11 protein-coding genes are annotated in these 13,592 nt (G+C 47.2%); 3 read left to right on the top strand and 8 right to left on the bottom strand.

From position 1 onward, the window contains the following. The first annotated feature begins 31 nt into the window (after positions 1 to 31). Complete coding sequence (locus ACO6V5_RS18485) at positions 32 to 2,137, top strand: peptidase domain-containing ABC transporter (protein WP_422139525.1); 2,106 nt, start codon at positions 32 to 34, stop codon at positions 2,135 to 2,137. On the opposite strand, the gene ACO6V5_RS18480 is transcribed toward ACO6V5_RS18485, so the two are convergent. Genes ACO6V5_RS18480 through ACO6V5_RS18470 form a run of 3 tightly spaced genes read right to left on the bottom strand, consistent with a single transcriptional unit; the run spans position 2,101 to position 5,898 of the window. Next, positions 2,101 to 3,111, bottom strand: a complete 1,011-nt coding sequence (locus tag ACO6V5_RS18480; RefSeq protein WP_422136309.1) for a M23 family metallopeptidase — start codon at positions 3,109 to 3,111, stop codon at positions 2,101 to 2,103. The genes ACO6V5_RS18485 and ACO6V5_RS18480 overlap by 37 nt on opposite strands. Positions 3,112 to 3,114: 3 nt before the next feature. Continuing rightward, entirely contained in the window at positions 3,115 to 4,566 is a 1,452-nt protein-coding gene (locus tag ACO6V5_RS18475; RefSeq protein WP_422136310.1) for a hypothetical protein, read from the bottom strand. Between the two features lie 60 nt (positions 4,567 to 4,626). Next, complete coding sequence (locus tag ACO6V5_RS18470) at positions 4,627 to 5,898, bottom strand: TolC family protein (protein WP_422409737.1); 1,272 nt, start codon at positions 5,896 to 5,898, stop codon at positions 4,627 to 4,629. A 218-nt stretch (positions 5,899 to 6,116) separates the two neighbouring features. Between ACO6V5_RS18470 and ACO6V5_RS18465 the strand changes: the two genes are divergently transcribed. Together ACO6V5_RS18465 and ACO6V5_RS18460 are read left to right on the top strand one after the other, a co-directional pair. After that, positions 6,117 to 6,722 carry a hypothetical protein gene (locus ACO6V5_RS18465; RefSeq protein WP_422136312.1) on the top strand — a complete coding sequence of 202 codons (606 nt, stop codon included), beginning with the start codon at positions 6,117 to 6,119 and terminating at the stop codon, positions 6,720 to 6,722. Beyond that, positions 6,722 to 8,002: an HlyD family type I secretion periplasmic adaptor subunit gene (locus ACO6V5_RS18460; RefSeq protein WP_422136313.1), complete on the top strand. Its 1,281-nt coding sequence runs from the start codon at positions 6,722 to 6,724 to the stop codon at positions 8,000 to 8,002. Before ACO6V5_RS18465 ends, ACO6V5_RS18460 begins: the two co-directional genes overlap by 1 nt. 521 nt (positions 8,003 to 8,523) lie before the next feature. Here ACO6V5_RS18460 and ACO6V5_RS18455 read toward each other — a convergent pair. The 5 genes from ACO6V5_RS18455 to ACO6V5_RS18435 form a co-directional block, all read right to left on the bottom strand. Continuing rightward, the gene (locus tag ACO6V5_RS18455; protein ID WP_422139531.1) at positions 8,524 to 9,468 is read right to left on the bottom strand and encodes an Abi family protein; all 945 of its coding nucleotides are present in this window, start codon (positions 9,466 to 9,468) and stop codon (positions 8,524 to 8,526) included. An 81-nt stretch (positions 9,469 to 9,549) separates the two neighbouring features. Further along, complete coding sequence (locus ACO6V5_RS18450; RefSeq protein ID WP_422136315.1) at positions 9,550 to 9,780, bottom strand: hypothetical protein; 231 nt, start codon at positions 9,778 to 9,780, stop codon at positions 9,550 to 9,552. 2 nt (positions 9,781 to 9,782) lie between these two features. Further along, the gene (locus ACO6V5_RS18445) at positions 9,783 to 11,507 is read right to left on the bottom strand and encodes a restriction endonuclease subunit S (RefSeq protein WP_422136316.1); all 1,725 of its coding nucleotides are present in this window, start codon (positions 11,505 to 11,507) and stop codon (positions 9,783 to 9,785) included. Continuing rightward, positions 11,504 to 13,216 carry an N-6 DNA methylase gene (locus ACO6V5_RS18440; RefSeq protein ID WP_422409741.1) on the bottom strand — a complete coding sequence of 571 codons (1,713 nt, stop codon included), beginning with the start codon at positions 13,214 to 13,216 and terminating at the stop codon, positions 11,504 to 11,506. Before ACO6V5_RS18440 ends, ACO6V5_RS18445 begins: the two co-directional genes overlap by 4 nt. Then, positions 13,213 to 13,581: a hypothetical protein gene (locus ACO6V5_RS18435; RefSeq protein WP_422136318.1), complete on the bottom strand. Its 369-nt coding sequence runs from the start codon at positions 13,579 to 13,581 to the stop codon at positions 13,213 to 13,215. Before ACO6V5_RS18435 ends, ACO6V5_RS18440 begins: the two co-directional genes overlap by 4 nt. Positions 13,582 to 13,592: the final 11 nt, after the last annotated feature.

Below are 13,592 nucleotides of genomic sequence, written 5' to 3'. Positions count from 1 at the left end.
GGGCGCCAGGATAAATAAAAGAGCGCCTCGTATGCTTAAATTTCACCTCAAAGATTGTTTCCTCAGCGTTTGCCATTATATGGGTGCCGATGTTGTCAGTGAGGATTTAGAGGCGCTCACACGGGAAGGTCAGGAGTTTGATCATTGGCGTCTTAAACAGGCCGCCGCCTACTGTGGCCTGGACATGAGGAAAAAACACAGCGAACTCATTGATATTACAGAAGATGACTTACCCTGCATCATTCAGTTAAAGAAAAAAAAATTCATGACTATCACCGAAATTCGCAACGGTGAGTATTTTGTGGCGTCACGAAAGTACCCTCTGGGGTTATGGCTGTCTTTGTCGCGATTGTCATCGGTTTATACCGGCACGATTTTCTGTTTCAGTGAACACAAGGAAAAAGCCACTGCCAGCAAGCTATTGATGCCTTCCTGGTTTCGCACACAGATGAACGAACTCCGACCTCACTACGCCCAGGTATTGCTGGCGACCGTGATGGTCAATCTGCTGACTCTGGCGCTACCGTTATTCACCAACATGGTGTTCGATAAACTCATCCCAACCTTTGCTACAGATACGCTCCTGGTTCTGGGGATGGGTATGCTGGTAGTGGTTATCTTTGATTTTGTCTTGCGCTGGCTTCGCACTTATTTTGTCGATGACGCCTGCCGGATTATTGAAAAACGCAGCGAACAGTTCATCATGGGGCGTCTTCTTCAGTTGAAACAAAGTGAACTGCCGGACTCTGCGGGTCGCATTACCCATGCCGTGGAAAATTTTGCCCGGGTTAAGGAATTTCTGTCCGGAACGATAGTGTTATCACTACTGGATGCGCCATTTTTTATTCTGTTTACACTGGTAATAGGATTGATCAGTGGCGTCATGGCACTCATTCCTCTTGGCATTGCGGCCTGTCTGATACCGATTGCGATATACAGTTATCGAAGTACACGACATCGTGCCAGTCAGCTGACCCGGGCCAATAATGCCAAAAGTGCTTTTCTCTATGAAGTCAGCTCAGAGCTGGAAGCGATTAAAACACTCGGTGCAACACGCAAGACTCAGGCGCGCTGGCGAAGTCTGGTAACCCTTTCTGCCTGGGCATCGCAGGCCAGTAAACAGTCTAATGTTTTGCTAAACACGCTGGTGGCAAGTGCCAGCCAGAGTGTGGTCATCGGTATGCTTATTGTGGGTGTATTCCAGATACATAGCGGTAACCTTTCTTCTGGCTCCCTGTTTGCCTGCATTATTCTTGGAAGCAGGGCTGTTGCGCCATTGATGAGTCTGGCCATGGCAGTGAATCGCCTGAGCTTCTCCATCAAGGCGCTAAAAGAGATTAACGAACTGTTAGGTCTGGCAGGAGAGGATGACCTCAACGATAAACTCAATGTTCCAACCCTGAAAGGACTGATTGAATTCGATAAAGTGTCCTATCGATATAAAGCCACAGAACCAGAGATTTTGAAAAATATCAGTCTGAAGATCGAGCCGGGGGAACGAGTCGCGATACTGGGGGCTTCCGGCTCAGGGAAGAGTACGCTCATCCGCATGATTCAGGGACTGGTGGAGCCGACTGAAGGTAATGTTATGATCGACGGTCGCAATCTGCAGCATCTTAACCTGGATCATTACCGCAGCCATTATGCTGTGGCACCGCAGAAGCCTAGTGTGTTCGCCGGAACACTGAAAAGTAACCTGATGCTCGGACAGCGTGCAGCATCTACTAAAAAGCTGGACGAAGCCTGTCATGGGGCTTGTCTGGATGGATTTGTTCAGAAGTGCTCCCGGGGCTACGCCCATGAAATCATGGAACGGGGCGAGAATCTCTCCGGTGGTCAACGACAGGCGCTTTGCCTGGCTCGTGCGCTAGTGCGTCAGAGTCGTTTACTGATCCTTGATGAACCAACCAGTGCCTATGACAATTATAACGAAACACTATTCTGTCAGCGTCTTCCGGGCATCCTGAAGGACGACCAGACACTGATTCTTATCACGCACCGGCAAAACCTGCTGCAATTGGTGGACCGGATTATCGTGATATCCGAAGGTCGTATTATCGGTGACGACAGTCGCAGTCGAGTGCTGAAAGAGCTGAATTATCAGCGGTCAGCAACATCATCAGCACCGACTGCATAATCAAAAGCTCTTTTAATGGGAGGGAGCGAGGTGCGTTTCAGTCTGACTTTTCCCTGCCAGCGACCCGCTTGACCCGGCTGGATAGCCGGATTATTAATGCCGATGTAATAAAATTGCTGTGCCTTGCCTGATTTCAGCTTCGGGAAGGTATGCTGCCTGATCAGTTCGCCATTGGGTGCAACGAAACTTAATGTTACCTGATCACCCATTGACAGCCCGATGAATCGAACCCAAAAAAACAGGCGCGGGTTTTTGTCACCCGAACCGTCATTAAAATTTCCGGTTTCAATCGCCTGGTAGTTGTCCGGGGGGGTATGACTGAAACCATGATCCAACAGCCAACCCGGGAAGTAGACTATCTTGTTGCCTGCGATCCCGAGCCACTGACTGTTGAGGGTATCCCCACATTTGCCTCTGTCCGGTTTTCCTATGAACGGGTCGATCGTCTTATTGTGATGTGTCACCTGAAAATGAACATGGGGAAATTCGGTTAATCCGGACAGGCCGATTTCACCCAGTGGCTGTCCCTGGATAACCCGGTCACCTTTTTTGATGGTCAGACTGTCTTTTTTCAGGTGGCCATAAATTGTGCGCCAGCCGTCCCGATGCTGGATAACAACGGCATTACCCAGACCGATCTGTTTTATTTCCTCACGTCTTGCCGGGTCCAGATAAGTATCTGTAATGCCATCTCGTGTCGCGACAACCTTGCCATTGGCTGCTGCCAGCACAGGAACGCCCTTATCCATTTGAGGCAGGTTGACCAGCCTGATGTCGGTACCAGAGTGGCCGTCATAGGTTTGCTGACGGCACTGGTAGTCGCTGAAGCCAGCAGTGGGGTCATGATCAACATAGTTCTGGATAAAGCAATCAACACCATATCGACAAGCCACCGGGAAAATAAAATCCGGACTCTCGTCAGCCGAAGCGGCCAGACTCCAGACCAGAGCAATGATATGCCGATGAGCTCTCATTGCTCATTTGCCTTTAATTCTGGCTCTTACATCCTTAATTGCTCTGGACATGGAGATGAACATCTTTTCCATTCGTGATTGTCTGATTTGGCTGTCCTGATTATCTTCCTGAACCTTATCGGAAAGTGCCTGTAACTGCTGAGAGACGCCTTTAAGTTCGGTAGCAGAGGCGTCTGTTTTCTGCGAGATGAACGCTTTTAGCTCGGAGACCTGCTCAGTGGTTTTCACATGACTACGCCCCAGCGCTCTCTGCTCATCCAGCAGGGCGTTGACAATCTGAACCAGCCGATGCTTGCTCTCCTGGACGGCCCCCAGTGCTTCTGTGCTGGCATCGGTCTGAGTCGTGAACAACTGTCGTAGTTTTTCTGATTCCTGTAGTTGCAATTGCGTCTGGGCTAACTGATTCGATTGAAGCTCGGCAGAAGTTTCAATATGTTGTTCTGCTCGCAGTAAGGATTCAGACAGCTGAGAGGTCTCAGTCTTCAGCTCAAGGTGGTTATTTTTGAGTAAAGCGATCAGGCTTTGCCACTGTCTGTCATTTGCAGACTGAATGCTGATTTTCTTCAGAGTATTGGCGATGGTGCCGAGCTGGGTGGTAATCTGCTCCAGTTGCCCGTTTCCCAGGACTGGAGTGGCGGTGGTTGCAGCCGCTCCACCATTAGAATTTCTCTCAACTGTGTGCTCAGCCAGCCAGTTTTCCATGGCAGAGGTGAAGTAATGGCCAGCCTTGTCGAGACTGAGCAGAAAAATACCCAATACCAACGAAGTGCTCAGTCCCATAAGGGAAGAACCGAAGGCGGTGCTCATTCCGCCAAGAGGTCCTTCCAGACCCCTGATCAGCTTGATCAGGGTTTCCATAATATCTCCACCATCTAGCCCACCCGCCAGATCAGACAGGATGCCCCCGATGGAGCCAATGGTGATGGTCAGACCGAGGAAAGTTCCAAGTAGCCCGATAAAAACCAGAAGATCGGTGAAGTAGCGAATGAAGGCGGACTTTTCACTCATACTGTCTTGCAGGGAGTCTATCAGGGCCCGTGTTGCAGGGGCCGAGAGTCGGATAACACCCAGAGATGCCACGTTGTTTTTGAGCAGGGTGACGGTTGGCCCCATCAGGTGCATCTTCAAGGGTACGGGTTCATTCTGCTCTTGCTTGTTGTTATCTCTTTGGTCGTTCTTATTGTCCAGATCGTCTTTGCTTTGAAACAGGATCTCATCCAGTTTGGCAACCACCAGAACATCATCTTTGAGTTGAAACACATAAAGGAAACAGAGCACCGAACCGATTATGAACACCGATAAAATCGTACCGTTCAGGGGCAGGTTCGACATAAGTGCCGTGATAAAAAAATCCCTGGAAAAATACACCAGAATCAGACTGGCTACGACGACAAACTGCATTCGCCTTATGAAGCTCACTATTCTTTTCGGGTCGGCAATATGCAGCTCAGACATGTCCTTATTATCCTGTTTTGTCCGCGTTGCCCGTTGTTTTCTCGCTTTTCTTCTGAAGCATCATTCCGATTCGTCTGCCAGACTTCGTACAGTATTGATGACATCGTTCAGGTAATAACGGATTCTCAGCGTGCTTTTGTAATACTCAAACCGGAACACGGCACTCTGGACTCTGCTGTTGTGGTAATCCCCCTGGGCTGTGGTGATGTCCAGCAGGGTCTTTTCACCCAATTCAAATTCTTTGTAATAGAGATCGACAATTTCACGGTTGGTTTCCAGTGCTTCTTTATTGACGGTCTTCTCATCTTTTAACTTCAACATCGCGCTGTAAGCTTCCCCTGCCTCTTTTTCCAGTGCCAGTGTAGCCTCTCGTAACTGATGATTAGCCCGCATCACTTTGGCATTGTTTTCATCAACATTGCTTCGGGCCTTGAAGCCGTCCCAGATGTCATAACTCATTGTGATACCGGCAGCCTGTGTGGTTGACCATTTCCCGTTGGTATCCAGAGAATTTTCCCTGTTGGTTTCAATTTTCAGGTTAAATTTGGGATAAAGATCGGAACGGGCTTTGTCTCGATTTTCTTTGGCGAACTCAATGTTTTTTTTGAGAGACTGGATCTGATAACTCCGGGTTGTTGCAAATTCGACCAGTTCCTTCGGGGTTTGCTTGATTACCAGTCCGTCCATTGAAGGAATTGTCAGGTTTTCTGGCTCAATGTTCGTCAGGCTTTTAAAGGTTTTACGGGCAAACGTCAGGTCCGTCTGATACTGGATCAACTCAAGCTGGGCATTCTGGCTCAGACTGGTCAGACGCTGAACATCAGATTTGCTGGACGCGCCTGTCTGATTTCGAGTTTCAAGGATGCCCAGAAAACGATCGTAAAAGGCTATATTCTCCTTGATATAGCCGATCACCTCCTCGAGTTTCAGTATCTCCAGAAAGGTGTTTGAGGTGAGCAGCACGAGCTGCTCACGCCCGTTATCAAGATCCTGTTGGTAGGAATTCAGCTTGTATTTTCTGGCGCTGATCTGGTTGGAAATCCGGCCAAAGTCGTATACAACCTGATTAAGTGTTACGGATGATTTGCGTTTTTGCTGCCAGTTACTGTCTGAATTGTTGCTCTTGCCACTTTCTAACTGAAGGGTAATCTTCGGGTGGTAGTCGGCATAACTCTTGTCCAGTTGTGCCTTTCCAACCTCAACCGTAGACTCCAGAGACTTCAGGGTCGGGTTAATCGCCAGTGCTTTGTTAACCGCTTCAGGTAACGATAAAGCACTCACCGGGGAGAGAAACAGTAATGAACTCACTCCAAGCAGACTTTTTAGTTTCATAAAATTTGATCCTGCCTGTCCTGTTTTTTTTTGCTGCTTACCCGCGTTTTCAAAATGACTCTACACGTCTCAGAGTCTTATTCGGCTCACAAGACGAAAACTGCAAAGGATGGTTCCTTTTTACATTCAGCTTTGGGTTGACGGTTATTAAGAAACAGATCAGACAGGCGATAGATAGTCAGACAATATCCTTCCCGCACACCTGCTACTGGAGCACCATGGCTAAAAAAGTTGAAAGCAACCCATGGCCCGGATTTGTGGATGCTCTGTCGACCACTCTGCTGGTCTTTGTTTTCCTGGTTGTTGTGTTGGTTATGGTCGTTTCTGCGCTGAGTGTTCAGGTGGGGTTTGATATTGCGCAATCATCAATTGAAGCTGAACACGCGGCAGCCGGTTCAACCGAAGGGCAGGAAGCGGGTCAGCAGGCTTCGGTGGAAGCGGATATTGAGAAAGAAATCGTTTCTGAAGCCCTGAGTGTTAATTTAGAGAGCCAGGTATCCACAGAGATAAAAAGTAAACTCATTCGTATAAAGTACGAGGATTTCAATTCACGGCTTTCTGAAGCCGCAAACAAAGAGCTGCAAGACTGGGTTCAGGCAAACATGGATGATTTTCAGGGTAAAACGATCCATGTTATCAGTTTGCTCAATAGCAGAAGTCTGGCAAAAACGGTTTCTTACGAAATTGCCTTCAATCGAATCTCTCAAGTTCGAAAAATTCTTCTTGATGCAGGTATGTCCGCTGAATTTATCAAGATCAGACTTGACGAATCCGGTACAGAGCAAAGAAACCAGGTGGTTATCAGGGTGTTGGAGAGCGAATAATGATGAAGCCGCTGTTAACCCGAATGCGGTTTCGTTCGATTTCCCGCTATTCCGTTATTTTCACCATCACTTTTATTGTCCTGTGTTTTCTGGTTTGGTCAGCCATTGTCGAAATAGACGTGGTTGTCAAAAGTCATGGCCGGGTGACTACTTTCAGCAATAACCGTGTAGTTGAGCATCTCGAAGGCGGTATTCTCACCGAATTGCACGTGACAGAAGGGCAACGGATTCACAAAGACATGGTGTTGTTTTCGGTGATGAATCCTTCTCTGACCGAAAATATCAGCATTTTGAACCAGAGACTCATAGGGCTGACCGCAAAAGCGCAACGATTGTATGCGGAAATGACGGGTAAAGAACTGATCACTGCCAGTAAAAAAACGGCTCGAAATAACGAGCACTACCTTAACGAACACGAGTTGTATAAAAAACGTGCCAGAAAGCTCAGCGAACAAATCTCCATTGTTCGGCAACAGATTAGCAAAGAGGAAGCCCAGCTATCTGAGCTTGACCAGGTCATTAAGGATATGAAAAACGAGCGGGCAGTCGCTCAGAAGCAGTTAGATATATTGACGACGCTTCTCAGAGAGGGTGCTGGTTCGATTCATAATCAACTGGAAAAAAAGATGGTGTTGCTGAAAATCGAGACCAGAATCAACCAGTCAACGAAGCAGATTCCGGTCATTAATGCCAACCTGTCTGAGCTGCGCTTAAAGAAAACCAAGCTGATGACGGATTTTCGTGAAGAGGCACAGCACAATTACAACAAGGTCCGATTAGAAATTACCCAGATTCAGGCACAGATTCGTTCTTCCAGTGAACGGGAGATCCGTAAAAAAGTGGCAGCACCGGTTACGGGTACCTTGCATACCCTGCATGTCAATACTATCGGCGAGGTTGTCTCACCGGGTTCGATATTGGCGGAGATAGTCCCGGATGGCGTTCCCCTGATGGTCGAAGCCATGGTGGCCCCACATGACAGAGCCAGAGTCTGGCCCGGTCAGTCGGTAAATGTTCGGGTTTCTGCTTACGATTACACGACTTATGGTTCTCTAAAGGGCAAGGTTCTGGAGGTGAGTGCTGACACCTATTTAGATAGTGTCACGGCCAAGCATTACTATAAAGCGATGATTGAGACGGAAAGCTCAGGGTTTGGTGAAAATAATCAGTTGATTCCCGGCATGACCGTTGAACTAAATATTCTGGCAGGCAAACGCACGCTGCTCGGTTATTTACTGGGGCCCTTGTCTGAATCCATTGAATTTACTGCGACATTGTAATTCAAATTGTGTAAATACTCGTGGCTGTCATCAGGATATCATTAGACCACTTCACTCCTCTACTTCTTATTCTGAGTAAAGTAAAGGCTAGGCTTTGTTTTACACTAAGTCCAATTGAGCAGAAATAAGTTAATTGGACACGATAGATCAGTGACTTAGCGTCGTGCTGTGGTCTGTCCGGAAAGTACACTTAACTTGACACAAGCCGGTTCAACCATCCTTTGTCTATAATATTTGCACGCTCTGTTGCAGGCTGTAATGCTACAACGTCCCAACGGAGGTGTGACGGGGCAATTAGCACCAGAGATACCGGCAGGGCTTCACACCTTCAACCCAATAAAACTCTTGCTTTTGGTGGTAATTGGGCTGACGTACAACATCTGGTATTTTTGAATGAGTATTGAAAGAAACTTAACATTTTGAATGATTTTAAGTTGACTTACCCACCTGATGAGCTAGTATTTCGGGTAACACGGCCCCCGCCTCTTCGTTGCTTGCAACCTACGCGGGGGTTCTTATTTTTACCTTCCTATAAGTCCTTTCCACCCATCCTGTAGCCCGATATCGTTTATTGACACCTTCCTGTCGGACTTGATTTCAGGGAATTCATCCAACTGCTGTATAAGTCTGTCGTGCCATTTCGTGGCAGGGCAAATAATACTCAACAGGTGAGCAACAATGTTGATCAGCAGAAAGGGTTTGGATATCAGTTCATTCTTTCCAAGGTAATGGTCACACCAGCTAATCTCACCCGGAGCGGGTAATTTCGGCTGATCAATCACATTGCGATTCCAAGGGCGGCTGTGGTGAGCGCAGAGATTACGAAGGTAGTTCAACGAGCGTAACCAACTGGAAAATACCTTGAAGTCTGTCACCCCATACTTTGAGGAAATTTTCCTTTGATCAGGCACTTTCATCATCGAAAACAGCTGCGACATGGCCCCGAAGTCCCAGACCTCTATAGCAACCCAAATGGGTAAGTCTGCACCATGATTGTGACGATAATGCTTAACGAAATCTTCCTTTGATCGTTTCAGCAGATTTTCATATTTTTTCAGCCAGTTAGCATGTCGCTTATTTTTTCCTGCAAACGTCGGATGAAACTGGTCAATATTCTTGTAAGCGTAGGTATCTCGCTCACCGAGCAAATAAGCGATATCGACCCTCAAAGCCACTTCAATCCGTTCAAGTGCATCCAGCATCAATTGCCGTAAGTTCTTATCAAAAATATAGAGATTCACGGCATCAGAAAAGTGTGTGTTTGCAACAAACTCGTTTTCTTTAACCACTTGGAAATTTGGCTGAATGCGAAAGACCCGGAATGGATAGAGGTAGGCACTCAGCCGGTAATAACCAATGCGCTGGAGATGATTAAGTGCAGCAGTTTTGTCTGAAACCACCAGATTATGGGAGACCAACAAATCCAGTTGTTGCTGGAAAGTTTTCCAGGGACGTTCGTAAACCATTGAACCTCAGTATTTATGCCTGATTTTTTATTTGGCAACCTGCCAGCGTGTTATTCACTAACAGGATACTATAGTGACCTGCTAGATCCTGCACCAACATAAAATATCAATATCAAGTGACTTTAATCCCTTATATCCCAAGCCCGTTTGAGCACCCTGACGAACGATCAGCAAGCAGTCGGGGTTCAGAATGGATATATCTTGAAATACCTGCTCTTCAAGCTGGTTTTCGTTATCCAATGGAGCAGTGGGCAGGTTTTGCCCATTTTCCAGATGCCTTGTTGTATTGCCATACTGAGTTCCTTGCCTCACTGTCAGGCGACTGCTTGTTCGACCATTGCATTGGCCAGTTGTAACTGGGTGGTTTGAGTTTGGTGGATTTGGGATTTTAGGGTGTTGCAAAACCCCATCAACTCATTAACTTTTGAAACGATGCGACTTTTCTCTTTCGCAGGTGGTATTGCAACTAAACACCCTCTGAGTTGTGTTTTGTTGATGGATGCTAGGTTGGTAGTTTGTTTACTGGAACCTGCAAAATAAGCCCTTGCGAACGGAGCATTAAGATACATTTCAATCCAGTCTTCGCTCTGTTCCTTGAGGAAGATTCGGGCTTTGAAGACATGGTTCTGATGAGCGACATAAGGTAGCTCTCCAGACCAAACCGATGTACGACCTACTTTGTCCCAATCACCACCTTCAGTAATGAGCAAGTCTCTGGGGATAACTTCGTATTTTTCCTTTTCCTCGATTGGAATTTCAACTTCCTTTATCACAGTTAGATCAAGCGCACTACGCTGCACATTAGCAACTCGCAAATACGGAACAGAAATCAGGTTTCTTCCAGCTAGCTTGCGACCCTTGGTGATACCACTTTGAATATCCACGATATCCTCAAGCTGAGCAAACACCCAACCAGCGGGCAGATTAAAGGGCTTTTCTTCATCGGTAATCACTGGCAACGGTTTCTGCTTCTTAATCTTCTTGTCTTTCACTAACTGCGCTTTCTCAGCCGCAATTTTTTCCAACAGTACTGAAGCCGGTTCATCTTCCGGATTCTGCGGCACCAGCCTGCCCATTACCGCCAGTTGCAGAACGGTTTGTTTAAGCTGGTCAACGCTGTGGTCGGTGGTGAACAGGGTGTCGAAATTCTCGGCAATTCTGGCCCAGTTTTCAGCCACTTCATCGGCAGTAGTGCTGTTGGTTAAGGTGGCTAGCAGTTCTTCCACCAAGGTTTGGTGGGCGGTGATGCTGTTGGTTTGTTGTTGTTCCAGTTGGTCGCATAAAGTCATTAGTTCGTTGACTTTTGCTGTTATACGAATGAACTCCGCTTCTGGGGGAAAAGCAAAAAGAATTGTATTCATCTTTGCTTGATTCATCTTGGGTTGAGCAGTACCAGTAACATAAGATTCCAGTGAAATAGCATTGATAAAAAGTCCAAGATATATCAAAAATTCTTCTGTTATACCGTCCAGTACATGGGCATGGTTGTTTACCCAATACTTACCATAAGCCATAAATGCAATGGGAGTTGATCGATTGATTAGGTTTGCACCATCCTCCCCAATTAGCAAAAGCGGCTTATCAAACAAGTAGCCATCAATTGAATCAATCACCCCGGAAGCACCGTAATAATCATACTTTCCTTGGCGGCTTCTGCGTTGACTAACAGATAACGGCACCCGTTCGGCATCGCGGTTAAACGTCACATCGCCAAACCTAACCCAAACCCATCCTTCCGGCAGTACAAAAGGTTTTTCCTTATCGGTAATAGGTGGAACAGGCTTCTGTTTTTTAATCTTCTTTGTTTTGAGTAACTGTGCTTTCTCAGCCGCAATCCGCTCCAACAAAACCGAAGCCGGTTCATCGTTCGAGTTCTGCGGCACAAGCTTTCCCCGAACCGCCAGCTCCAGAATCAGCTCCCGCAATTTCTTAATGCCATGCAAATCCAGCTTGCTGCTACTGCCTCGGCCGGACGCACTTTTGGTTGTGTGAGCACTGCCCCAGAGGTCAAAGTTTTCGCTAACGGCGTTTAACATCATTTGACTCCCTTCTCAGTGTTACCAGTTAGGGCTTGTGCCAAAATTTCTTTCAGCTGACGGCGGGTTTCTGCCATTTCCTTCTGCTGAGCAGCGTACTGGCTCAACAGCTCATCCGGGTCATGACTGACTTGTTCGCCGATATGAGGGTTGTCGATATCGAGGTTGTAGATTGGCCAGTAGATGGCATCGGCTGCTTTCTTTTCCGTGTCGGCTTTTGCTTTGAGAGTTTTGGCTTCCTGGGTTTGCTGCCTGATCTGTTCGTTCAGGGCTGCTTTTTTGCTGACAACAGAGACGGTTTTCAGATCTTCTTTTAGCTGCTTAACGCTGGATTCCAGCCGGATGGCCTGTTGCTTGTAGTCGGCTTCTTTATCTCTGTGTGGCTGTGCCTTTTTTTCGGCTTCAGCTTTGATGGTTTTGAAGTCTATTTTCCAGGCAAACTCATTCTGTACCCTGCTGGCAAAACCATCCGCTTCGTTGCCCCACCATGCTTGCTCAGCTTTGAACTCTTCCACCCGCATGGGCCGGGTTTTGCTGTAGTTCTTGTAACCTTCCGGATAAGGGTGTTCGTAAAACCAGATGGTTTCTGTCGGTTGTCCCTTGGTAAAAAACAGCAGGTTGGTTTTAATGCCGGTGTAGGGGTTAAACACACCATTGGGTAAACGGACAATGGTGTGCAGGTTGCACTCTTCCAGCAGCTTTTCTTTCAGCTTCGATTTGGTGCCTTCGCCAAACAGGAAGCCATCTGGCAAGACCACAGCAGCACGACCATTCTCTTTGAGCAGGCGAATAAATAACGCCATGAACAAATCAGCCGTTTCTCTGGTTCGGATATTGGCCGGGAAGTTTTTTTCTATTCCTTCCTCTTCTGTGCCCCCAAAAGGCGGATTAGCCACAATCACGTCTACCCGTTCATCTTTTTTCCAGTCAGTTAATGGGCGGGAAAGGGTGTTGTCGTGACGTATCTGGCTAGGCACTTCAATGCCGTGCAGAATCATATTGGTGGTGGCGAGCAGGTGAGGAAGAGGCTTTTTCTCTACACCGTATATGCTGCACTGTAGCGTCTGTTCATCGGCGGGCACTTTAACGTAATGCTTACGCTTATGCTCAATCGTGCAGGTCAAAAAGCCGCCAGTTCCACAAGCGGGGTCCATGACTTTTTCATTCAGTTTTGGATCGATCTGGCTCACCATAAACTCGGTAACGGCTCGGGGGGTGTAGAATTCCCCTGCGTTACCGGCACTTTGCAGGTCTTTGAGAATTTGTTCATAGATATCCCCAAAGGCGTGACGTTCCTGTGCCTTGTTAAAGTCGATGCTTTCCTGAATTTTATTAATGACCTGTCGGATCAGCTGGCCTGACTTCATGTAGTTGTATGCATCTTCAAATACACTGCGAATCACGAAGGCTCGTTGATCATCACCCTTTGGTTGAAGGGTTTGTAATTCCGGAAACAGCTCATTGTCGATAAACTTTTTAAGCTTGTCACCGGTAATGCCTGCAGGGTCTGCGGCCCAGTTCCGCCAGCGCAATTCTTCCGGAATAGGTGATTCATAGTGTTCTTTGAACAGCTCCCACTCGTGCTCCCGGTCGTCAAAGATTTTCAGAAAAAGCAACCAGACCAGCTGACCAATACGCTGGGCATCACCGTCTACCCCTACGTCCTGGCGCATAAGATCCTGAATGGATTTGATCGTACTCGTGATACTCATTGGTCTTCAGAAATTTCCCAGTAAACGGCCTGATGGCTGACTTCGGACAGGTGAAACCAGCTTGTTGCAACCAGGTTAAATAAAACGAACGCCCGTCCTTCATTGATGTAGTCTTCATCAATCAAATAACAGGCTTTGAGCTGTCTGTCGGAGAAGGCGATAGAGCTATCCCACCCCTTGAAAGCGTAGCCATTAAGGGCTTCCAGTAACTCAGGGTAATGCTGTAGTAAGTCGGCAATAGTATGCCACTTCGACTCACGGTAAAAGCTGTCAGCAGGCTGGGTTCGTAGTTTGCTGACAATATCGTCGCTGGTAAGCAGTGAATCAAGGAATGCTTTAAACGATGGATGTTTAACATTTGTCATTGCATCAAGGT

Origin of the sequence: Endozoicomonas sp. ALD068, assembly GCF_049310145.1 — a bacterium.
Taxonomy (GTDB): Bacteria; Pseudomonadota; Gammaproteobacteria; order Pseudomonadales; family Endozoicomonadaceae; genus Endozoicomonas_A.
Note: the sequence above shows the minus strand (reverse complement) of the source record. Positions and strands in the feature narration are given on the sequence as shown.